This is a genomic window from Micromonospora sp. L32 (assembly GCF_052068055.1).
Classification (GTDB): Bacteria; Actinomycetota; Actinomycetes; order Mycobacteriales; family Micromonosporaceae; genus Micromonospora; species Micromonospora purpureochromogenes.
Genome location: NZ_JBQHDD010000002.1, coordinates 324691 through 346080 on the forward strand (window position 1 = coordinate 324691; position 21390 = coordinate 346080).

Consider the following 21390-nt stretch of genomic DNA (forward strand, 5'->3'; position numbering starts at 1 on the left):
GATTCGCGGCCATCGGTGCCCGTCCGGACGAAACAGTGGGGGCGGGATGGTCACCCATCCCGCCCCCACTGCCGTGCGTTATATGTGAACGGCCCTCATGGGCCGATGGAGGACGTGCCCCCGGGTTGCCCGCTTCCCGCCGCCGGCGAATCCCGGGAAGAAGCAGGTGCGTCGGCCGCACGTTAGCCGTCGCCGGCGGGGCCCCACCATCCCTGCGCGCCGATCGTTTCCGAGCTGTGCCCCAGCCGCCACCAGGCGATTGTCCGGATCACCGGCCTTGCACCGATGCTCACCCGCCAACCGTCGTCCGAACGGCCGCCATGAATGCCCATCCGACCCCCCGCGGCCACGACTTCCGGTCGCGGCGGGATGGACCCCGGGACGCGGCGCGGGGTGGGACGGCCGCCCGTCCCACCCCGCGTCCACCGGCCTCGTCGCGGCCGGTCGATCCACTCCCGCCGGTCAGGCCGTCGGCTTCTCGTCGCCCGGGGTCACCAGGACCACCCGGCGACGACGCGCCAGCACGAACAGCGCGCCACCGGCGGCCAGCACCGCGGCACCGACGCCACCGATCAGGCCGGCCTGCGGACCGGTCACCGGCAGGCCACCGCCGCCACCCTCGCCGCCGGCCGGGGCGGCCACGATCACGGCGAAGTTGTCGCTGTTGTCGCTCGGGTCCACGTCCTTGGCCAGCCCGGCCGGCGCGGTCGTGGTGAGGAACGAGGCCAGCTCGCTGGGGGTGTTGGCCAGGCTCCGCTCGTTGGCCGGCAGGGCGCCCCGGGAGCTGACCTCGACGGCGCCGCCGGTCAGGCTGACCGGAGCATCGACGTCGGCCGCCACCTTCACCGGGAAGACGCCGTACAGGTCGGCGCCGGGCTTGAGCCGGGTGAGGCCACTCCTGCAGTCGGCGGTACGCCGGTCGGCGGTGTACTCGCACTCCTTCAGGTCCTGGCTGAAGGTGACGCCCTTGGGCAGGGACATCTTCAGGTCGACCCCGTCGGCGATCATGTCGCCCTGGTTGAGGATGAGCGCGAAGACGGTCGTCTCGTCACCCGGGTTCAGGGTCGGCTTCTTCACGTCCGGCTCGCCGTTGGCCCGCCAGAAGATCTGGGTACGGACGTCCGGCGCCAGCACCAGCAGGTCGACGCCGTTCTCGGCGGTGAACTCCACCTGGGTGGTCCGAGAGTTGTTCGCGGTGTCGGTGTCATTCTCCGACTGGATCTGGAAGGTGACGGGCGCCGAGTATTCGCCCGTCACCGCGTCGGTGTCCTTGAACGCGAGCGCCGGCAGCTCGAGGGTCGCACCCGGCGTCGGGATCTCCTCCTTGGTCAGCGCGCACGCCCACGTGCGCCGCCCCTCGACCGTGATTTCCTCGCACTGTTCGAGCAGAGGGATGACGTCCACCTTGGTGGAGTCCAGCTTGGACACATCGACGGCGAGCACGACCTCGGTCGGGGTGTTCTCGCCCTTGTTGGAGAGTTTGGCGAAGGCGATCTTGCCCGGGGTGCCCGCCGCGACGCGGGTGCCCACGACGTCCAGCGACAGGTCGGTGGCCGGGTTGTCGGCGTACGCCGGGGTGCCGAGGACGGTGAACGCGCCGGAGGCGAGCAGCGCGACGGCGCCCAGCCGCGCCAACGGCCGGTTGCGGAAGATCATGGAACGGTTCCCCCCGTGGGAAAAGACGACAGGTACGGCGCAGGCTAGCGGCGGATCATCCGCCGCGCTGCCCCGTGCGTCGTCCGGTCACCATCCCGACTGCTGCCGATCCCCGCTTCCCTGACCGGCGTCTTCCGTGCCCCGGTGTTGTCGGCTCCGGTCGCCGCCCGTCAGCGGGCGTCGACCAGCGGCAGCGACTTACCGGCGCCGCCGCCGGGCATGGCGATCGAGGAGAAGTGCGAGACCACGCGCTCGTCGGTCGGGTCGTCGGCCGGGGTGTGGTGCACCGCGAGGCGGCGGTAGAGGGTGTCCCGCTGCGCGGGGATCCGGCCCGCCGAGCGGATCATGGCGATCAGCTCGTGCAGGTTGGAGCGGTGCCGCGCGCCGGCCGAGGAGATGACGTTCTCCTCCAGCATGATCGAGCCCAGGTCGTCCACGCCCATGTGCAGCGAGAGCTGGCCGACGTCCTTGCCGGTGGTCAGCCAGGACGCCTGCAGGTGCGGCACGGTCTCGAAGAAGAGCCGGGCCACCGCGACCAGCCGCAGGTACTCCAGCGCGGTCGCCTGGGTGCGGCCCTTGAGGTGGTTGTTCTCCGGCTGGTACGTCCACGGGATGAACGCCCGGAAGCCCTGGGTGCGGTCCTGCACGTCACGGATCATCCGCAGGTGCTCGATCCGCTCGGCGTTGGTCTCGCCGGTGCCCATCATCATCGTCGCGGTCGACTCGATGCCCTGGCGGTGGGCCAGCTCCATGACCTCCAGCCAGCGCGCGCCGGACTCCTTGAGCGGGGCGATGGCCTTACGTGGCCGGTCGGGCAGCATCTCGGCGCCGGCGCCGGCGATCGAGTCCAGCCCGGCCGCCTTGATCCGGGCGATGGCCTCGTCCAGGCTCACGCCGGAGACCTTGGCCATGTGCAGGATCTCGCTCGGCCCGATCGAGTGGATGGCGAGCTGCGGGTACGCCTGCTTGACCGAGGAGAAGAGCTCCTCGTAGTACTCGACGCCGTAGTCCGGGTGGTGGCCGCCCTGGAGCATCACCTGGGTGGCGCCCAGCTCGACCGCCTCGCCGCACCGGCGCAGGATCTCCTCGGTCGGGTGGGTCCAGCCCTCCTTGTGCTTGGGGGCCCGGTAGAACGCGCAGAACTTGCACGCCGTCACGCAGACGTTGGTGTAGTTGATGTTGCGGTCGATCAGGTACGTGACGATGTTGTCCGGGTAGCGCCGGCGGCGTACCGCGTCCGCCGCCTCGCCCAGCGCGTGGAAGGGCGCCTCGGTGTAGAGCAGCAGGGCCTCCTCGGGCGTGATCCGCCCGCCGTCCGCGCCGCGCTGCAGGATGTCGTCGATCTCCCGGCTCACCGTCACGCCTCCGAGCCTACGTCGCCCCTCTGGAGGCCGGCACGCCGCTCCGCCCCCGGTGACGTGGGCCCCACGACGGGACTCAGGCCATGCCCGGGCTGGCGACGGGAAGGCCGGTGCTCTTCGCCGCGTCCAGCAGCCGACGGTCGTAGGTGACGAAGGCGGCGAAGTCGGCGCCCGCCTGAGCGGCCAGGATCTGCGCCGTGGCGAGGTGGATGGCATCCAAGCTGCGCAGCAAAGGATCGGGGTAGGCGCCGGCGGCCGCACGGATTGTCCCGTCGATCTCCACGCGGTACAGCCGCGCCAGCACCGTGGGGACGCCAACCAGCGCCTGCGGCGCGGCGCGACGAAGGGCTCGCGGCACCTCAACCTCCACGAGCGCCGAGGAGACCAGGGACAACCCGGATTTGTCGTTGAGCCAGGTGACCAGTTCTTCGGTCTCCTGCTCGCGGCGAAGGAGTTTGATCACCGCCGCCGAGTCCAGGTAGATCACCAGCGCTCTTCCTCCCGGGATGCGGCCAGGGTGGCCGCGACGTCGACCGTGGGGTCACCGAGGACCGGCGGCATCGGCAGCGGTCCGGTGGCGGTCGGCGCGGCGGCGCGCCCCTCGGTGACCAGCCGACCGAGGAGCGCATCGCCGGCCACAACAGGAACGAGGCGGGCGATCGGTTGCCCCCGGTCGGTCACCTCGACCGTCTCACCGGCGCGCACCCGGGCCAGAACCCTGCTCGTGTGCTGGTTCAGTTCTCGAACCGCGATCTGCTCCATCACACGAGTGTAGAACGAAACGTTCTACAGGTCACGCGTCGTAGTCGACGGTGAGCTTGTCTGTCGTCGGGCTGGACTGGCAGGTCAGCACGTACCCGGCGGCCACCTCGTCGGGCTCCAGGGCGTAGTTGCGGGCCATCGTCACCGCCCCGTCGACGACCTTCGCCTTGCAGGTGGAACAGACGCCGCCCTTGCAGGCGTACGGCAGCTCGCCGCGGACCTTGAGCGCCGCGTCCAGCACCCGCTCGTCGCGCCCCATCGTGAAGCTCGACGACCGGCCGTCGAGCAGGATCGTCACCTCCGCCCCGGCACCCGGTTCGTCACCGGGGCGGCGCACCGGCTCCGGCGGGGCATCGACGTGGAACAGCTCGGTGTGCACCGCCGACTCCGGCAGGCCGCGCCCGGTCAGCAGCTCCCGGGCCGGCACCACCATGCCGTACGGGCCGCAGAGGAACCACTCCTCGATGGCGTCGCCCGGCACGATGGTCTCCAGCAGCCGGCCCAGCCGCTCGGCGTCGATCCGCCCCGACAGCAGCGGCGACTCGCCCTGCTCCCGGGAGAGCACGTGCACCAGGTGCAGCCGGGTCGGATAGCGGTCCTTCAGGTCGGCCAGCTCCTCGGCGAACATCACCGTGTTGGCCGTGCGGTTGCCGTACACCAGGGTGAAGGTGCTGGCCGGCTCGACGGCCAGGGCGGTCGCGACCAGCGAGAGCACCGGGGTGATGCCGGAACCGGCGACGACCGCGCCGTAGTGCCGGACCCGCTCCGGCGCGAACGCCGTGGTGAAGTGCCCCAGCGGGGGCAGCACCTCGACGGTGTCACCGCCACGCAGCGCCCCGCAGGCGAACGCGGAGAACGCGCCGCCGGGGATCTCCCGCACGCCGATCCGCAGCCGGCCGTGCCGCGCCAGCTCGTCCGGAGTCGAGCAGATCGAGTACGACCTCCGCACCTCCGCGCCGTCCGCGCCCGCGCGGCGCACGGTGAGGTGCTGGCCGGCGGAGAACGCGAAGGTCTCCCGCAGCTCCTCGGGCACGGCGAAGGTGATCGCCACGGCGTCGTCGGTGAGCCGGTCGACGGCGGCGACGGCCAGCGGGTGGAAGACCGGCCGGCGGCGGACGGGTCGGGTGATGGTGACAGTCACAGCGCCTTCAGGTGGTCGAAGGGTTCGGAGCAGGCGCGGCAGCGCCAGAGGGCCTTGCACGCGGTGGAGCCGAAGCGGCTGACCTGCTCGGTCTCCGGGGAGCCGCAGCGCGGGCAGCGGACGGCCAGGGTCAGCGGCACCACGGTCGCGGTCCGGGCCGGGGCGGGCGGGGCGATGCCGGCGGCGGCCAGCTTGGCCCGCCCGCTGTCGGAGATCCAGTCGGTGCTCCAGGCCGGGCTGTAGACCGTGCGCACCTCGGCGTCCGGGTGACCGGTGGCGGCCAGCGCCCGGCGGATGTCCGCGCGGATCACGTCCATCGCCGGGCAGCCGGTGTAGGTGGGGGTGATGGTCACGACGACCCGGCCGGTGGCCGGGTCCTCGTCGACCGCCCGCAGGATGCCGAGCTCGTCGATGGTGATGACCCGGATCTCCGGGTCCACCACCGCCGCCACGGCCGCCCTGGGGTCGGTCACCGGTGCCATCGTCCGTCCGCGAAGCTCCGCCGCGCCGCGCTCACCATCTCGCCCCCGGATGCGCGCGGTGCAGCACCTGCATCTCGGCGAGCAGGTACGACAGGTGCTCGGTGTGCACGCCGGCCCGCCCGCCGGCCGGCGCCCAGCCGGTCTCCGGGCGGGTCAGCGTCGCCTCGTCGAGCACGGCGGACACGCACGTGTCGAAGTCGGCTCGCAGGGTGGCCGGGTCGACCGGCGCCGCCGGGTCCGCCGTGAACAGCTCGTGGTGGTACGGCCAGACCTGGTCCAGCGCGGCCTGGGCCCGGCGGTGCGACTCCTCGGTGCCGTCGCCGAGCCGCTTCACCCACAGCGAGCTGTGGTCCAGGTGGTAGGCGGACTCCTTGCGCGCCTTGGCGCCGATCGCGGCCAGCCGCTCGTCGGCGCACCCGGCCAGCGCGGTGTAGAGCGGCAGCTGGTACGCCGAGAGCAGCAGCAGCTTCACCATGGTCACCGCGAAGTCGCCGTTGGGCAGCTCCACCAGCAGGCAGTTGCGGAACTCACGGTCGTCGCGCAGGTACGCCAGCGCGTCCTCGTCCCGGCCGGCGCCCTCCAGCTCGCCCGCGTACGACAGCAGCAGGCGGGCCGCGCCGAGCTGGTCGAGGGCGATGTTGGCCAGCGCGATGTCCTCCTCCATCTCCGGCGCGTGGGTGGCCCACTCGCCGAGCCGTTGCGCGGCGACCAGCGCGTCGTCGGCGAGCGCGAGGGTGAAGTCGAAGGGGCCGTTCACAGGTGCGCCACCCCGTCCGGCACCTCGTAGAAGGTGGGGTGGCGGTAGACCTTGTCGGCGGCCGGGTCGAAGAAGGCGTCCTTCTCGTCCGGGCTGGACGCGGTGATGGCGCTCGCCGGCACCACCCAGATCGACACCCCCTCCTGGCGGCGGGTGTAGAGGTCGCGGGCGTTGCGCAGGGCCAGCTCGGCGTCGGGGGCGTGCAGGCTGCCGACGTGGGTGTGCGACAGCCCGCGCCGGGCCCGGACGAACACCTCCCACAGCGGCGAGGACTCCTTGCTCATGCGGCCACCTTCTCCCTCTGCTGCGCCCGCTTGGCGGCGTACGCCGCGGCGGCCTCACGTACCCAGGCGCCCTCGGTGTGCGCGCGGCGGCGGTGTTCGATCCGCTGCCGGTTGCACGGGCCCTCGCCCTTGATCACCCGCATCAGCTCGTCGTAGTCCGGCTGGGTGTAGTCGTAGGCCTGGCGCTCGTCGTTCCAGCGCAGGTCGGGGTCGGGCAGGGTGAGGCCGAGGATCTCGGCCTGCTGCACGCACATGTCCACGAAGCGCTGGCGCAGCTCGTCGTTGGAGAAGCGCTTGATCTTCCAGGCCATCGACTGCGCGGAGTGGGTCGAGTCGCCGTCCGGCGGGCCGAACATCGCCAGTGACGGGTACCACCAGCGGTCGACGGCGTCCTGGGCCATCGCCTTCTGCCCGGGGGTGCCGTGCGCCAGCGTGTGCAGGATCTCGTAGCCCTGCCGCTGGTGGAACGACTCCTCCTTGCAGACCCGGATCATCGCCCGTGCGTACGGCCCGTACGAGCAGCGGCACAGCGGCACCTGGTTGACGATCGCGGCACCGTCCACCAGCCAGCCGATGGCGCCGACGTCGGCCCAGGTCAGCGTCGGGTAGTTGAAGATCGAGCTGTACTTCTGCCGCCCGTTGAGCAGCATCTCGACCAGTTCGTCCCGGCTGATGCCGAGGGTCTCGGCCGCCGCGTAGAGGTAGAGCCCGTGGCCGGCCTCGTCCTGCACCTTGGCCAGCAGGATCGCCTTGCGCTTGAGCGAGGGGGCCCGGCTGATCCAGTTCCCCTCGGGCTGCATGCCGATGATCTCGGAGTGCGCGTGCTGGGCGATCTGCCGGATCAGCGTCCGGCGGTACGCCTCGGGCATCCAGTCACGCGGCTCGATCTTCTGGTCCGCGTCGATGACCTCGGCGAAGTAGTCCGCCAGGTCGGCACCGGGCTCGGGAGCACCGCGCCGACCGCGCGCCGCCGCCTCGCGCAGCGCCGCCTCGGCCGCCTCGACCTGACCGAGCAGGTCACCACCGGGAGCGTCCCCCTCGGCGGCGAAGTCGTTGCCATACATGGTCCAAGTGTTACAGCTCATCCCCGATGGCACCAGAGGGTGTAACAGGATTGCGAGAAGCCTCTGCGTCACCGGACAGCCGCTCTGGGTGGACACCTGCACCGGCTTCCGCCTGTGACATGCGTCACTTACTGAAGATGAATCCCCCCAAGGCCGGCAAACCTGCTGTTTATCCCGGGTTCACGGCAAGTTGCCGTGCGTCCAGTTCTGGCGAGTCGCCCGTCCGGACGTAGACTTCCCCCGGTCACCACCGATCGGCTGCTGACGATCGCACCACGACGACGGCCATCCCCCGGCCTCAGCGGTCGAGCCGACCAATGCGGAAACAGCCGGCCCCCCGGCCCTGACATCTGGAGCTCACCCACTCATGCGATCTCGCGTGACCATGGTGCTCGCCGTCCTGGCGGTCCTGCTCGGCGCCGGCCTGCTGGTGCCCACCGCGTACGCGAAGCTGGCCGGCGACGGCAGCGGCCTCGGCGGCATCGGTGGCGGCGGGGCGCAGGTCCCCGCCCCGACGCCCACCCCGCCCCCGCCGCCGACGCTGGCCGCCGGCCCGGTCTCGGTCAACTTCAAGGGCGAGTTCTTCGGCTGGGCCCTGATGGACCGGAAGACCGGAAAGATCTCCGGCTCGAAGAACCTGGCCTCGACCAGCTCGACCGAGTCGATGCTCAAGGCCTGGATCGTCTCCGACTACCTGCGCCAGCTCGGCGACAAGGAGCCCTCGGCTTCGCTCAAGAGGGACGCGAGCCTCGCGATCCGGGACAGCAACGACGACGCGGCGAACCGGGTCTACAAGGCCGCCGGCGGCTCGTACAAGGTGCCGGCGGGCGGGCAGCCCGGCCCGGTGGTCAAGCGGGCGATCAGCATCTGCGGCCTCACCGACACCAAGCGCGGCAACGTGGCCACCTACGAGGGCTGGTGGAGCTTCACCCGGATGTCCCCCCGGGACGCGGTCCGGCTCGGCGACTGCATCGCCGACGGCAAGGCGGCCGGCCGGAAATGGACCAAGTGGGTGCTCAACGAGATGGCGCAGGTCCGCGGCAGCGTCAAGGTGCAGCAGGCCAGGTCCGGCGGCGGCAAGTGGGGCATCGTCGACGGCCTGCCCGCCGAGATCAAGGCGCAGGGCCCGGTCGCCATCAAGAACGGCTGGACCCCCCTCAGCTACGACGGCAACTGGCACGTCAGCTGCCTCGCGGTCACCGACAAGTGGAGCCTCGCGGTGATGCTGCGCTACCCGCAGAGCAGCAAGCTGGAGTACGGCGCGAAGGTCTGCGCCAGCGTCGCGACCCAGCTGGTCACGCCGCAGCCCGGTGCGGCGCTGAAGGTGCCGCAGCAGCCGGTCGGGAAGCTCTGATGGCCGGCAGCCGCCGTGGTGACCGGCGCAACGCCACGCCACTGACACTGGCCGCCGTCGCCGCCATCCTGATCGGCGCGGTGCTGGTGTCGCTACGGCTGCTGCCCGGCTCACCGCTGCAGTCGGCCGCCGCCTCGCACTGGGGCGAGCCCGCACCGGACCGCTCCACCGGCCAGCCCACCGACCGCAGCAACCGCCCGAAGCCGTCCCCGACGCCGTCGCTGGAGCCGCTGCCCTTCGCGGACCAGCAGATCGACCTCGACATCAAGGGCTGGTACGCCTGGAGCGTGCTGGACACCCGGACGGGGAAGATCATCGGCTCGGAGAACATGGAGGAGACCAGCACCACCGCGTCGCTGATCAAGTCCTGGATCGTCGCCGACTACCTGCGCAAGGCCGCCGAGGCCGGGCAGACGCCGAGCGACGCCAAGCTCGCCGATGCCACCCGGATCATCCGGGACAGCGACAACACCCGGGCCGAGCAGTTCTACAACTCGATCGGGCGGTCCGCGTCGATCAAGCGGATGGTCTCCATCTGCAAGACCACCGACAGCGGTCCGGCCGCCGACGGCGGCTGGAGCCGGACCAACCTCTCCCCCCGGGACACCGCCCGGCTGGGAGCGTGCATCAAGGACGGTCGCGCGGCGGGCCCGAAGTGGACCAAGTGGCTGCTCGACGAGATGCGCCAGGTCCGTGGCACCGGCGACTTCGGCATCCGCAAGGCGTTCCCGCTCGCCGAGCGGAAGGCCATCGCCATCAAGAACGGCTGGGTCGACCGGACCCGCGAGCAGGAGATGCACATCAACTGCCTGGCCATCGGCGACAACTGGACGATGGGCGTGATGGTCCGCTACCCGGTCGGCATGGGCTACGAGTACGGCATGAAGAACTGCCAGAAGATCACCGAGGCGGTGCTCCGCCCGGCCACCTGAGCCGCTTCCCACCCTTGCACCGATGTGGCGGTGTCGATCAGCCCGTCGGCGCGGTCAGCCGGCGAAGAACTCGGGACCGCCGTCCGGCAGCGCCGGGGCCTCGCCGATCGCCGCGGCCCGCCGGGCGAACTCGCGCAGCCCGGCCACCTGCCGCTCGCCGAGGGAGAAGTCGAGGGTACGGAAGTACGTGGCGAGGGTCGCCGCGTCGAACGGCTCCCAGCGGGCGGCCGACTCGGCCACCTGGTCCAGCTCGGCCAGGCACAGGTCACGGGAGCGCAGGAACGCCTCGTGCACCTCCTTGACCATGCCCGGGTGGGCGGCGGCGAAGTCGCGGCGTACCGCCCAGACGGCGAAGACCATCGGCAGTCCGGTCCACTCCCGCCAGGCCTGCCCGAGGTCGGTGACCTCCAGGCCACGACGCGGGGCCTCGTAGAGCGCGCGCAGCGCCACGTCGCCGATGAGCACGCCCGCGTCGGCCTCCAGCAGCATCTGGGTCAGGTCCGGCGGGCAGCGGAAGTAGTCGGGGCGGACGCCGTACCGCTCGCCGAGCAGGAGCTGGGCGAGGAGCACCCCGGTACGCGAGGTGGAGCCGAGCGCGACCCGGCCGCCGTCCAGCTCGGTGAGCGGCTTCGTGGAGACCACGTTGACCGAGAGCACCGGCCCGTCGCTGCCGACCGCGAGGTCGGGCAGGAGCAGCAGCTCGTCGGCGTGCCGCAGGTACTCCACCTGCGAGATCGGCCCGATGTCCAGGTCGCCGGCGACCAGCGCGGCGCTCAGCCGGTCCGGCGAGTCCTTGTGCAGGTCGACGTCGAGCAGCGCGCCGGAGCGCATCAGCCCCCAGTAGATGGGCAGACAGTTCAGGAACTGGATGTGCCCGACCCGGGGGCGCGCCACGCGTTCAACCATGACCCGACCGTAGCCCCGTGCTCCTCGGCCTGCTCAGCGGCCCGGCACCGGAGTGGCCAACTCCGCATCCACCGCCCGTCCACGCGGCTCGGCCGCCGCTGCCGGCTCGGCCGGGCCGACGGCCGATCCCGCGCGCCGGACGGCGCGGACGACGATGGGCACGAACGCGAGCACGACCAGCAGGCCGGCGACCCCGGCCACCGCGATCAGCGGGCGCGGCGGCAGCACCGCCAGCAGCGCGCCGCCGGCCAGGTACCCGGCCATCGAACCGCCCTGGACGGCCGCGCCGTAGGTGGCGTAGGCCCGGGCGCGCAGCGCCTCGGGGGCCCGCCGGGCGGTCAGCACGGTGGCGAAGACGTTCTCCCCGCCGTTCGCCGCGCCGCCCACCAGCCAGAGCGGGACCAGCAGTCCGGCCGCCGGCACGGCGGAGGCGAGCACCACCATCAGGCTGCAGCCGCCGAGGGTGGCCAGCACCCCGTACACCAGGGCGGCGTCGTCGGTGAGCCGGCGGGCCAGCCGCGCGGCGAGCCAGCTGCCCGGCAGCATGCCGGCCATCCAGGCCGCGCCGACCAGCCCGTAGACGGTGGCCGAGCTGTCCAGCGTGTCGCGGATGAAGAACACCTCGATCACGTTGATGCCGCCGATCGCGGCGATCACCGCGGCCGTGGTGACGACCATGGCCAGCAGCAGCGGGTCGCGGCGCAGCCGCCAGGCCGGCGCCGGTCCGGTGGTGGTCGCGGCCGTGGCGGTCACGGTCCGCCGGCCACCCCGCCGGGTACGCAGCAGCAGGCCGGCGACCACCAGCGCGAGGTAGCTGACGGCGTCCAGCAGCAGCGGTACGCGGGTGCCGAACTGCCCGACCAGCAGCCCGGCGAGCACCGGGCCGGCGAGCGCGCCGAGGGAGACGGCGGTCTGGTTGACCGCGCTGGCCCGGGGCAGGTCGTCGGGGCGCACCATCGCCGGCAGCAGCGCGGCCAGGCAGGGCTGGGTGACCGCGAGCCCGCAGGCGAGCAGCGCGACGAGCCCGATGACCAGGACCGGATGCTCGGCGAAGGCGAGCAGGGCGCAGAGCGCGGCCTGCACCAGCCCGACGCTGACCAGCAGCCGGCGGCTGTCCACCCGGTCGGCGAGCCGCCCGGCGAGTGGGGCGAGCACCACCAGCGGCAGGGTCGCGGCCAGCAGCAGCCCGGAGACGGCGAGCCCGCTGGCGCCGGCGGCCTGGAGAGCGAGCGCGAGCGCGGTGGCGGCGAGGAAGTCGCCGCAGATGGTGGTGCCGCGCGCGGTGGCGGCCAGCCAGACGTCGGACCACCGGGAACCGTCAGGTGTGAAGGACATACTTCGAAAATAATCCTTCACACCTGATCGATTCAACCCCCTACGCCAGCGGCACCGCCTTGTACTGGACCGCCACCGAGCGGGCCCCGGCGGGCGGGTCGGCCTGCCGGTTCCGTTGCCGGTACGGCCGCAACAGGGCCAGCACCGCCTCGTTCAGCTCGGCCAACTCGGCGGGGGTGAGCAGCAGCAGGCTGTCGTTGAACAGCGCCACGTCGTACCACTCGGGAGGCTCGCCCCCGGCGCGCCGCAACCAGTCCCGGGTGCGCTCCATGTCGCGGGCGGCGTGCGCCTCCACCAGCGCCTGCTCGGCGGCGCGGGCCTCGGGGCCCGCGTCCTGGCCCGCATCCACCATCCAGGCGTGGCTGAACGTGCGCCAGACCCGCTCCCGCGCGTCGCCCCGGCTCGGCGCCTGCTCCACCAGGCCGGACTTCGCCAGCGCCCGCAGGTGGTAGCTGGTCGCGCTCGGCGACATGCCGACGACCTCGGCGCACTCGGTGGCGGTCGCGCCGCCCTCCCGGGTGCTCAGGTGTTCCATGATCGCGATTCGGGCCGGATGGGCCAGTGCCCGCATCACCTGCGGGTCGCTGATCGTCATCCGGCGCTGCTCGGGCCGCGCCTCCGTCATCCCCACATGATCCCGCCCCGCCGCCCGGCGGGACCAGCACCGTTCCGGTCCCGCCCGACACGGCCTGCCGCTCCACGCCCCTGCTGCCCGCACCCACCGGCTGGGTCCTCGCAGCACGCTGTGGACCTGATGACGTAAACGACTCACCGGACCGGGTGCCGTCACGACTGTCGCCCGCGCTGTGCGATGCCAAGGTCGTGCCGAGCCGGGGCCGAATCGTTTGCGACATCAGCTCCAAAGCGACGTGTAGAGCACCGCAACCTCCCGACGGCCGGGCTGCCGCCCAGCTCCGGACGCCGGCCAGTAGCTCGGGCGCAGGCGCCGGACCGGCGGGCGCGGCATGTGCGACCGGGGGTCGGCGTAAATGCGTGGCCGCCGCCAACGGTGAGGCGTAACGTGGAGCGCCGCGCGCGGACCGCGCGCCTCTTCCTCACCGGGCACAGCCGGTACCGCGTCTGACGGAGCGCCGGGCGGCCCAGGTCAACCGATCACACGAACGCCACCGGAAGGTCGCCTCGGATGACCCGTGCCGCCACGCCCACCACCGACCCCGTCCGACCCTCCACCGCCGCCGACACCGAACCGGCCGACGCCCTGGACGCGCAACTCGCCGCCGAGCGGGCCCACCTGGACACCTCCCGCGCCGCGCTGCGCCGGATGCGCGAACGCGCCGAAGCCCTCTTCGCCACCGGCGACAAGGTCGCCGGGGACGCCTACACCGCCGAGCAGCTCGGCCGGCACATGGCCCGGCGGGTCAAGGAACTGGCCGACGACCCGACCACCCCGCTCTTCTTCGGCCGGCTCGACTTCGGCCACACGGATCCCGACCATGCCGGACGCGAGTACCACGTCGGCCGGCGGCACGTCACCGACGACCGGGGCGAGCCGCTGGTGCTGGACTGGCGGGCCCCGATCTCCCGGTCGTTCTACCGGGCCAGCGCGCGGGACCCGCAGGGCGTCGCCGTCCGGCGGCGGTTCGGGTTCAGCGGCGGCGCGCTGACCAGCTTCGAGGACGAGCACCTCGACCGGGGCGAGGAGCTGGGCACGGCCAGTCGGATCCTCACCGCCGAGATCGAGCGCCCGCGCGTCGGCCCGATGCGCGACATCGTCGCCACCATCCAGCCCGAGCAGGACGAACTGGTCCGGGCCGACCTGGCCGACTCGATCTGCGTGCAGGGCGCGCCGGGCACCGGCAAGACGGCCGTCGGGCTGCACCGGGCCGCGTACCTGCTCTACCTGCACCGGGAGCGGCTGCGCCGCTCGGGAGTGCTGATCGTCGGGCCGAACCGGGCGTTCCTGTCGTACATCGCGGCGGTGCTGCCGGCGCTCGGCGAGGTCGAGGTCGAGCAGGCCACGGTCGAGGACCTGGTCACCCGGGTGCCGGTGGGCGCTGTCGAGCACCCCGCCGTGGCCACGCTGAAACACGACGTCCGGATGGCCGCGGTGCTGCGCCGGGCCGTCGACGCCCACATCGGCGCGCCGACCGAGCCGATCATGGTTTCCGACGGCTCGTTCCGCTGGCGGATCGGCCTCGACCCGCTGCACCGGGTGGTGGAGGAGACCCGCCGGGAGGGCCTGCCGTACGCCACCGGCCGCGACCGCGTCCGGGCCCGGGTGGTGGGGCTGCTGCAACGCCAGGCCGAGGCGCGCCGGGCCGAGTCACCCAGCGACGCCTGGCTGCGCCGGATGGCCAAGGCCCGGCCGGTCACCGCCTTCCTGGACGCGGTCTGGCCGGCGCTCACCCCGGAGGGGCTGGTGCACACGCTGCTCGGCGACCCGCAGGCGCTCGCCGCCGCCGCCGACGGACTGCTCACGGCGGAGGAGCAGGCGCTGTTGGGCGGCACCGGCACCACCGCGCGGACCGGGACGAAGCTCGGGCGTACCCCGAGGACGACGAAGTGGACCGCCGCCGACGCGGTGCTGATCGACGAGGCCGCCGGCCTGATCGAACGGCCTGCCGGCTTCGGGCACGTGGTGGTCGACGAGGCGCAGGACCTCTCCCCCATGCAGTGCCGGGCCATCGCCCGGCGCAGCGAGCACGGCTCGATCACCCTCCTCGGCGACCTGGCCCAGGGCACCGCCCCCTGGGCGGCCACCGACTGGCGGGAGTCCCTGACCCACCTGGGCAAGCCGGACGGGGCGGTGGTGCCGCTGAGCGTCGGCTTCCGGGTGCCGGCGGCGGTGGTCGCGTTCGCCAACCGACTGCTGCCCGCGCTCGCCGTCGACGTACCCCCGGCGCGGTCGCTGCGCCGCGACGGCGGGCTGGACGTGCGTACCGTGACCGACCTGGACGCGGCGACCGTGGCCGAGGTGCGGACGGCGCTCGCGCACGACGGTTCGGTCGGCGTGATCGCCGCCGACGACGCGGTGGACCGGCTCCGCGCGGCGCTGGCCGCCGCCGGTGTCCCGACCGCCACCGCCGACGACGTCGAGACCGCGGCGCGGGTCACCGTGGTCCCCGCGACGCTGGTCAAGGGCCTGGAGTACGACCACGTCGTGGTCGTCGAGCCGGCCGCGATCGTCGCCGCCGAGCCGCGTGGCCTGCACCGCCTCTACGTGGTGCTGACCCGGGCGGTGTCCCGGCTGGCCGTGCTGCACACCGCGCCGCTGCCCGCCCCGCTGACCGACCCGGCCGGCTGAGCGTCGCCGGTACGGCTGACCTTTCGTCCGTTTCCCCCGCACCCGAGGGCGGGACGGTGCCAGGATGCCGGCAGGGCGTGCCGTCGACGGACGCCACCGGCGGAAAGGGGCCATCGTGAGCGGCGTCGAGCCCGGCACGCCCTGCTGGGCCGACCTGGCCACCCCCGACCTGGAGGACGCGAAACGCTTCTACCCGGAGCTGTTCGGCTGGACCGGCCGGGTCTCGCCGCAGCCCGAGGCGGGCGGCTACACCATTTTCCTCAAGGACGGCCGGGCGGTGGCGGGCGCCGGACCGCCGGCCACCCCGGACCAGGTGCCGATCTGGTCAACGTACGTGGCCACCGACGACGCCGACCTGGCCGCCACCCGCGTCGAGGCGGCGGGCGGGCAGGTGCTGGTCGCCCCGTTCGACGTCTTCGACCAGGGCCGGATGGGAGTCTTCGCGGACCCGGCCGGTGCGGTGTTCAGCGTCTGGCAGCCGATGGCGATGACCGGCGCGGAGCTGTTCAACGTCCCCGGCGCGATGTGCTGGAACGAGCTGGTCACCCCGGATCCGGAGGGTGCCAAGGCCTTCTACGAGCTGGTCTTCGGCTGGCACCCGGAGGACGAGCCGATGGATCCGGTCCCCTACACCGGCTGGCGGTGCGGGGCGCGGATCGTGGCCGGCATGATGCCGCCGCTCGGCGACGACTTCCCCGCCGACATGCCGGCCTACTGGTCGATCTACTTCGCGGTGGCGGACACCGACGCGACCGCCGCCCGGGCCGCCGCGATCGGCGGCACCATCCTCGTCCCGCCCCGGGACATCCCCCAGGGCCGCCTGGCCGCCCTCCGCGACCCGCAGGGCGCCCTCTTCTCCGTCATCACCCTTCCCTGACCCCGCTGTCGGCGATCCGGGACGCCGAGTCGCCGGTCCGAGGCGGTCCCAGGACCGCGCGGGGGGGTCAGCGGGGGCGGATCGGCACCACCAGCGGGCCGTGGTCGCCGTCGATGACGCGTACGTGGGCGCGGTAGTACGTGGCGAGGAGTTCCTGGGTGAGCACCTCGCGGGGCGGACCGGCGGCGACCACCCGGCCGTCGGCGAGCAGCACCAGCCGGTCGGCGTACTCGCCGGCGACGGAGAGGTCGTGCATGGTGGCGAACACGGTCAGCCCGTGCGCCCGCCGCAACTGGTCGACCAGCTCCAGCACCTCCTGCTGGTGGCCGATGTCCAGCGCGCTGGTCGGCTCGTCCAGCAGCAGCAGGGTGGCGCCCTGGGCGAGCGCCCGGGCCAGGAAGACCCGCTGCCGCTCGCCGCCGGAGAGGGTGGCCAGCTCCCGGCCGTGGAACGCGGCCAGGTCCAGCCGGTCCAGCACCTCCCGCACGGCGGCCAGGTCGGCGGCGGACTCCCGCCCCAGCGGCGGGATGTACGGGGTGCGGCCGAGCAGGACGTAGTCGAGCACCGACATCCCGGCCGGTACCACCGGGGACTGGGCGACGGTGGCCACCACCCGAGCCCGCTCCCGGGGGCGCAGCGCGCGCAGCGGCGTACCGAAGAGGGAGACGGCGTGCGGCGCGCGCAGCAGGCCGCCGACGGCGCGCAGCAGGGTCGACTTGCCGGCGCCGTTCGGGCCGATCACGGTGACCCACTCGCCGGCCGCGACGGTCAGGTCGACCCCGGCGAGGATGGGCGCGCCGCCCAGCCGCACGTGCAGGTCGCGGACCTCGACGGCGGGCGTCACGACAGCACCCGCCGGGAGGTGCGCAGCACCAGGACGAAGAACGGGCCGCCGAGCAGGGCGGTGACCACGCCGATCGGGATCTCGGCCGGGGCGGCGACGGTGCGGGCCACCACGTCGGTCAGCGCCAGGAACGCGCCGCCGAAGAGCATCGACAGCGGCAGGATCACCCGGTAGCTGGATCCGGCGAGCAGCCGCACGGTGTGCGGGACGATGATCCCGACGAAGCCGATCAGCCCGGAGGCGGAGACCGCCGCCGCGGTGCCGAGCGAGGCGGCGGCGATCAGCAGGTAGCGGGAGCGCTGCGGGTGCAGCCCGAGGCTGGCGGCCTCGTCGTCGCCGAGCGACAGCACGTCCAGCTCGCGGCGGTGCAGCAGCACCACGACCGCGGTGAGCACGAAGTACGGCAGGACCAGCAGCACGTCGTGCCAGCCGGCGGTGGCGAGCCGGCCGAGCAGCCAGGAGTAGACCAGCTGGATGCTGTCCGAGTGCCGTTGCAGCAGGTACGTCTGCCCGGCCGAGAGGAACGCCGAGACCGCCACCCCGGCCAGGATCAGCGTCGCCGGGGACCGGCCGCGCGCGCCGGCCACCCCGAGCACGTACGTCATCGCCACCGCGCCGAGCGAGCCGACGAACGCGGCCAGCGGCACGGTCAGCGACAGCCCGGTCAGCGCCGCACCAGCCGCGCCGAGGGAGATCACCGCGGTGACCGCCAGCCCGGCGCCGGCCGCCACGCCCAGCAGGTACGGATCGGCGAGCGGGTTGCGGAACACCCCCTGGTAGGCGCCGCCGGCCAGCGCGAGCAGCGCGCCGACCAGCAGGCCGAGCACCACCCGGGGCAGCCGCAGCTCGGTGACGATGGCGATCTCACCGGCGGTCAGGCCGCTGTCCAGGTGCACCCCGGGCAGCAGGTTGAGCAGTTCGGCGGCGACGCTGCCGGGCGGCAGGCTGACCGGGCCGAGCGACACCCCGGCGACGACCGCGACCAGCACCGCGACCAGCCCGGCGGCCAGCCAGCGCCGGCGCAGCCCGGCCGGCCTGGCCGTACCGGCGGGCGCCGGCTCGGCGACCGGCCGGCCGGGACCCGACGCCGAGGCCGGGCCGTCCGACGCGGGGCCGGCGGGGTGGCGGGAGGCGGGCACGCCGGTCGGCCGGGACGCGTCGGGCGTCCCGGCCGATCGGGGTCGCGTGGGTCGCACGGTCACCGGCGGCGAACGGTCACGCCGGCACCTTGGCGACCGCGTCGACGACCGTGCGGAGCTGGTCGACCACGCGCGGACCCCAGCGCGAGGCGATGTCGTCGTCGAGGACGACCACCTGGTTGTTCTTGACGGCGGTGATGCCGGCCCAGCCGCTGCGGGCCCTGACCGTCTCCGGGGTCTGCTGGCAGCACTTGGTGTCGGCCAGGAAGACGAAGTCCGGGTCGGCCTTGACGATCACTTCCTGGGAGAGCTGCGGGTAGCCGCCGTTCTTCCCGTCGGCGTCCGAGGCGTCGGCGATGTTCTCCAGGCCGGCGAGGGCGTAGATCGAGCCGATGAAGGTCTTGCTGGTCGCGGTGTAGAGCTCCGGGCCCAGCTCGTGGTAGTAGGTCAGCTTCTCCGACCGCTGCGGCAGGTCCTTGACCAGCTTGGCGATGTCGTCCTTCATCCGCTTGGTGACGTCGGCGGCCTCGGCCGGGTGACCGGTCAGCGCGCCCAGGTCGGTGATCTGCCGGTAGGAGTCGTCCAGGGTGGCCGCCGCCGGGGTGAGCAGCACCGGGATCTTCAGCGTGGTGAGCTGGTCGACGATCTTGTTGGTGTCGTTGGAGAGCACCACCAGGTCGGGCGTCTTGGCCGCGATCGCCTCGGCGTTGGGCTGGAAGCCGGACAGGTCGCTCTTCGGCGCCTCCGGCGGGTAGTTCGAGTTGTCGTCGACGGCGGTGACCTGCTTGCCGGCGCCGATGGCGAAGAGCATCTCGGTCACGCTCGGCGACAGCGAGACGATCTTCTCGGGGCGCTTCTCCAGCGTCAGCTTGCCGACCGTGACGGGAAAGGTGGCCGACGCGCTGCTGCCGGCGGCGGGGGTGTCGTTCGAGGTCTTCTCGGCGCAGGCGCCGAGGGTCAGTGCGGCCACCGCGAGGGTCGCGGCGAGCAGCCGGGGGGTACGTCCGGACATCTGTCCTCCTGTCGGTCGAGGAGCGTGGTGCTTCGCCGACAGGAACCTGCGCACCCGTCCGCGAGGCGCCCTTCCTCGAGAGCGCGTGTCGCGACCACCGACGCAGGCGACCTGGCTCGTCCCCGCGCGGGGCGGGGCATCACAGTTGCGGGACAGCGCCGGTTTCGCACCGGCTTCGCTGCGGTTGGTCGGAGCCACGGTAGCGCACGACCAGCGGAGATCGTCCGGACGGGAGGGGTGGGTGGGGTCCCGCCGGGGGCGGAACGGGACCCCACCCGGCTATCAGGAGCTGGTGATGGTGACGTTGTCCACAGCCGCCTCGACCAGGCTCGCGCCGGAGGCGTCCGCCGCCTCCACCACGATCCGCACCGACTGCCCGGCGTACGGCGTCAGGTTGAGGTTCGCCACCGCCCAGGCGGCGTCCCGGTCGGTGGCCGCACCCGCCTGGTTGAGCAGCGTGCTGGTGCCGCCGTTGTGGATCACGCTGACCCGCAGGTAGTCCGCCGACGAGGCGTTCGACCCGTGCGCCAGGTACCAGGCCAGCGAGAGGGTCAGCGTGCCGGTGGCCGGCAGGGTCACCGCCGGGGAACGGGCGCTGGTCACCCCGCCGTCGACGTCGTGGTCACCCGCCGCGGTGCCGGCGAGCCGGCCGGTGACCAGGTCGTTGGCGCCGGCGTACGGGACGAGCTGCTTGGCCCCGGAGGAGTTGGTCGCCTGGGCGGCGCCCCGCTCCCAGACCCCGGTGGTGGCGGTGTCCGTGCCGGCCGGGTTGGTGGTCCAGCCGGTGGCCGTCTCGAAGGTGTCCGACCAGACCGTGGTGCCGCCACCGCCGCCGCAGTACTGGGACTGCTTGCCGATCGCCCGGTACGGGCAGTCGGCGTACTCGGAGAGCAGCAGCACCGCTTCGCGGTTGCGGGAGGTCTGCGCGGGGATCACCTCGTCCGGCGGGTAGAAGCCGCCGCCGGTGGCCGAGCCCGGGTACATCTCGAAGGTGTACGCCCAGATGCCGTGCGCGCCCCACATCCAGTCGATGCTGGTGCCGTCGGCGATGTAGAGGTCGCTGGACTGTTCCGGGGTGTAGCCGTTGGTGTTCGCCATCTGCTGGCCGATGGTGGCGAAGGTGCTGTACTGGTCGGCGCTCATTCCGGTGGGGGTGTTCGCGGTGGTGTAGCCGAACGGCCAGAGCACCAACTGCGAGTAGGTGTGGAAGTCGATGTTGGCCTTGATCTGCTGCGTCCCGCCGACCACCCGGCTGTTGACGAAGTTGCGCAGCGCGCTGGTCTCCGGGGCGGAGAAGGCGGACGGGCCGCGGTAGGTGTCCGACGAGGTGCTGCCGGACGAGCCGCCGCAGCAGCCCCACTGGTACGACCAGTTCCGGTTCAGGTCGGTGCCGACATAGGTCGATCCGCTGTTGGGCTGCCGGTTCTTCCGCCAGGAGCGGTACGAGCCGGTGGCGATGTCGTACTCGCTGCCGTCGGGGTTGACCGTCGGGACGATCCAGATCTCCCGGGAGTTGACGATGTTGGTGATCCGGGAGTCGCTGCCGTAGCTGTCGGTGAAGAGGTTGAGCAGGTAGATCGCCATCTCGACGGTCAGGTGCTCCCGGGCGTGCTGCTGGGCGTTGAAGAGGATCTCCGGTTCGTTCTCGTCGGTGCCGACGTTGTCGGAGATCTTCACCGCCATCAGGTCGCGGCCCTCGTACGACGTACCGATGCTGATCTTGCGGGCGATGGCCGGGTGGTCCGCGACCGCCTGGTTCACGACGACGGTCAGCTCCGCGTAGTCGTGGTAGTTGGAGTCGGCCGGTGGGAAGGCGAGGGTGCCGGCCTCGTCGTGGGAATGCGTCGGCGCGGGCTCCGACTCCAGTCGGAAGCCGAGCCGGGTGATCGCCGCCGCCTCGGCCCGGGTGGCGGAGACGTGCAGGATGCCGTGTTCGGAGTAGTCGATCGCCGCGCCGGTGCGGGCGACGGCGTTCCGGTCGGCCAGGGTGCGTGGTCCGAGCACCCGGTAGCCGGCGGCGGCCGGTTCCGGTTCGGGGGCGGGGCGGGCGGAGACCGGCCCGGTGGCGACGGTGACGAGGCCGAGCCCGACGGCGACGGCCAGCGCCAGCCGGCGGCGGAGTGGGAACGTGCGGAGGGCCATGGACAACCTCCTCGGGGTACGGGAGATCCCGTTGTCCGCACACTTCACCAGGAGTCACATGGTCATATCAACATTCA

At 72.8% G+C, this 21390-nt stretch carries 20 protein-coding genes and 1 riboswitch; of the genes, 4 read left to right on the forward strand and 16 right to left on the reverse strand.

Annotated elements, in window-relative coordinates:
* Positions 1–462: 462 nt before the first annotated feature.
* The 9 genes from ACTMTB_RS06060 to paaA form a co-directional block, all read right to left on the reverse strand.
* Complete coding sequence (locus ACTMTB_RS06060; protein ID WP_441143080.1) at positions 463–1656, reverse strand: LPXTG cell wall anchor domain-containing protein; 1194 nt, start codon at positions 1654–1656, stop codon at positions 463–465.
* Positions 1657–1826: 170 nt separating this feature from the next.
* Entirely contained in the window at positions 1827–3017 is a 1191-nt protein-coding gene (mqnC, locus tag ACTMTB_RS06065) for a cyclic dehypoxanthinyl futalosine synthase (RefSeq protein WP_210774444.1), read from the reverse strand.
* A 76-nt stretch (positions 3018–3093) separates the two neighbouring features.
* Positions 3094–3504, reverse strand: coding sequence for a type II toxin-antitoxin system VapC family toxin (locus ACTMTB_RS06070; protein ID WP_441143082.1), 411 nt, complete (start codon positions 3502–3504; stop codon positions 3094–3096).
* A complete protein-coding gene (locus ACTMTB_RS06075) occupies positions 3501–3779 on the reverse strand; it encodes a type II toxin-antitoxin system Phd/YefM family antitoxin (protein ID WP_441143084.1) in 279 nt (92 codons plus the stop codon). The genes ACTMTB_RS06070 and ACTMTB_RS06075 overlap by 4 nt, the downstream gene beginning before the upstream one ends.
* Positions 3780–3810: 31 nt before the next feature.
* The gene (gene paaE, locus ACTMTB_RS06080; protein WP_441143086.1) at positions 3811–4920 is read right to left on the reverse strand and encodes a 1,2-phenylacetyl-CoA epoxidase subunit PaaE; all 1110 of its coding nucleotides are present in this window, start codon (positions 4918–4920) and stop codon (positions 3811–3813) included.
* The gene (gene paaD / locus ACTMTB_RS06085) at positions 4917–5393 is read right to left on the reverse strand and encodes a 1,2-phenylacetyl-CoA epoxidase subunit PaaD (RefSeq protein WP_441143088.1); all 477 of its coding nucleotides are present in this window, start codon (positions 5391–5393) and stop codon (positions 4917–4919) included. The genes paaE and paaD overlap by 4 nt, the downstream gene beginning before the upstream one ends.
* A 40-nt stretch (positions 5394–5433) precedes the next feature.
* A complete protein-coding gene (gene paaC, locus ACTMTB_RS06090) occupies positions 5434–6159 on the reverse strand; it encodes a 1,2-phenylacetyl-CoA epoxidase subunit PaaC (protein ID WP_441143090.1) in 726 nt (241 codons plus the stop codon).
* Positions 6156–6443, reverse strand: coding sequence for a 1,2-phenylacetyl-CoA epoxidase subunit PaaB (gene paaB / locus ACTMTB_RS06095; protein ID WP_088959289.1), 288 nt, complete (start codon positions 6441–6443; stop codon positions 6156–6158). The genes paaC and paaB overlap by 4 nt, the downstream gene beginning before the upstream one ends.
* Entirely contained in the window at positions 6440–7507 is a 1068-nt protein-coding gene (paaA, locus tag ACTMTB_RS06100) for a 1,2-phenylacetyl-CoA epoxidase subunit PaaA (protein ID WP_441143093.1), read from the reverse strand. Before paaA ends, paaB begins: the two co-directional genes overlap by 4 nt.
* Positions 7508–7874: 367 nt before the next feature.
* On the opposite strand from paaA, the gene ACTMTB_RS06105 reads away from it, so the two are divergent.
* Both ACTMTB_RS06105 and ACTMTB_RS06110 read left to right on the forward strand, forming a co-directional pair.
* The gene (locus ACTMTB_RS06105) at positions 7875–8861 is read left to right on the forward strand and encodes a hypothetical protein (RefSeq protein WP_441143095.1); all 987 of its coding nucleotides are present in this window, start codon (positions 7875–7877) and stop codon (positions 8859–8861) included.
* Positions 8861–9793: a hypothetical protein gene (locus tag ACTMTB_RS06110; protein WP_441143097.1), complete on the forward strand. Its 933-nt coding sequence runs from the start codon at positions 8861–8863 to the stop codon at positions 9791–9793. The genes ACTMTB_RS06105 and ACTMTB_RS06110 overlap by 1 nt, the downstream gene beginning before the upstream one ends.
* 54 nt (positions 9794–9847) lie before the next feature.
* On the opposite strand, the gene ACTMTB_RS06115 is transcribed toward ACTMTB_RS06110, so the two are convergent.
* Genes ACTMTB_RS06115 through ACTMTB_RS06125 form a run of 3 tightly spaced genes read right to left on the reverse strand, consistent with a single transcriptional unit; the run spans position 9848 to position 12659 of the window.
* The gene (locus tag ACTMTB_RS06115; RefSeq protein WP_179802732.1) at positions 9848–10699 is read right to left on the reverse strand and encodes a menaquinone biosynthetic enzyme MqnA/MqnD family protein; all 852 of its coding nucleotides are present in this window, start codon (positions 10697–10699) and stop codon (positions 9848–9850) included.
* A 33-nt stretch (positions 10700–10732) separates the two neighbouring features.
* The gene (locus tag ACTMTB_RS06120) at positions 10733–12034 is read right to left on the reverse strand and encodes an MFS transporter (protein WP_441143099.1); all 1302 of its coding nucleotides are present in this window, start codon (positions 12032–12034) and stop codon (positions 10733–10735) included.
* A gap of 40 nt (positions 12035–12074) precedes the next feature.
* Complete coding sequence (locus ACTMTB_RS06125) at positions 12075–12659, reverse strand: ArsR/SmtB family transcription factor (RefSeq protein WP_441143101.1); 585 nt, start codon at positions 12657–12659, stop codon at positions 12075–12077.
* Positions 12660–13178: 519 nt separating this feature from the next.
* On the opposite strand from ACTMTB_RS06125, the gene ACTMTB_RS06130 reads away from it, so the two are divergent.
* Both ACTMTB_RS06130 and ACTMTB_RS06135 read left to right on the forward strand, forming a co-directional pair.
* Positions 13179–15299 (forward strand): HelD family protein, encoded by a 2121-nt coding sequence (locus ACTMTB_RS06130; RefSeq protein WP_441143103.1) that lies wholly within the window; start codon positions 13179–13181, stop codon positions 15297–15299.
* Between the two features lie 115 nt (positions 15300–15414).
* A complete protein-coding gene (locus ACTMTB_RS06135; RefSeq protein WP_441143105.1) occupies positions 15415–16176 on the forward strand; it encodes a VOC family protein in 762 nt (253 codons plus the stop codon).
* Between the two features lie 67 nt (positions 16177–16243).
* Here the strand turns inward: ACTMTB_RS06135 and ACTMTB_RS06140 are convergent, their stop codons facing one another.
* From ACTMTB_RS06140 to ACTMTB_RS06155, 4 genes are all read right to left on the reverse strand, one after another.
* Complete coding sequence (locus ACTMTB_RS06140) at positions 16244–17020, reverse strand: ABC transporter ATP-binding protein (protein ID WP_441143107.1); 777 nt, start codon at positions 17018–17020, stop codon at positions 16244–16246.
* Positions 17017–18045, reverse strand: a complete 1029-nt coding sequence (locus ACTMTB_RS06145) for a FecCD family ABC transporter permease (protein WP_441144003.1) — start codon at positions 18043–18045, stop codon at positions 17017–17019. The genes ACTMTB_RS06140 and ACTMTB_RS06145 overlap by 4 nt, the downstream gene beginning before the upstream one ends.
* 190 nt (positions 18046–18235) lie before the next feature.
* Positions 18236–19171 (reverse strand): ABC transporter substrate-binding protein, encoded by a 936-nt coding sequence (locus tag ACTMTB_RS06150; protein WP_441143109.1) that lies wholly within the window; start codon positions 19169–19171, stop codon positions 18236–18238.
* A 110-nt stretch (positions 19172–19281) separates the two neighbouring features.
* Positions 19282–19345, reverse strand: a riboswitch (cobalamin riboswitch).
* A 108-nt stretch (positions 19346–19453) separates the two neighbouring features.
* Positions 19454–21313, reverse strand: a complete 1860-nt coding sequence (locus ACTMTB_RS06155; RefSeq protein WP_441143111.1) for a M14 family metallopeptidase — start codon at positions 21311–21313, stop codon at positions 19454–19456.
* Positions 21314–21390: the final 77 nt, after the last annotated feature.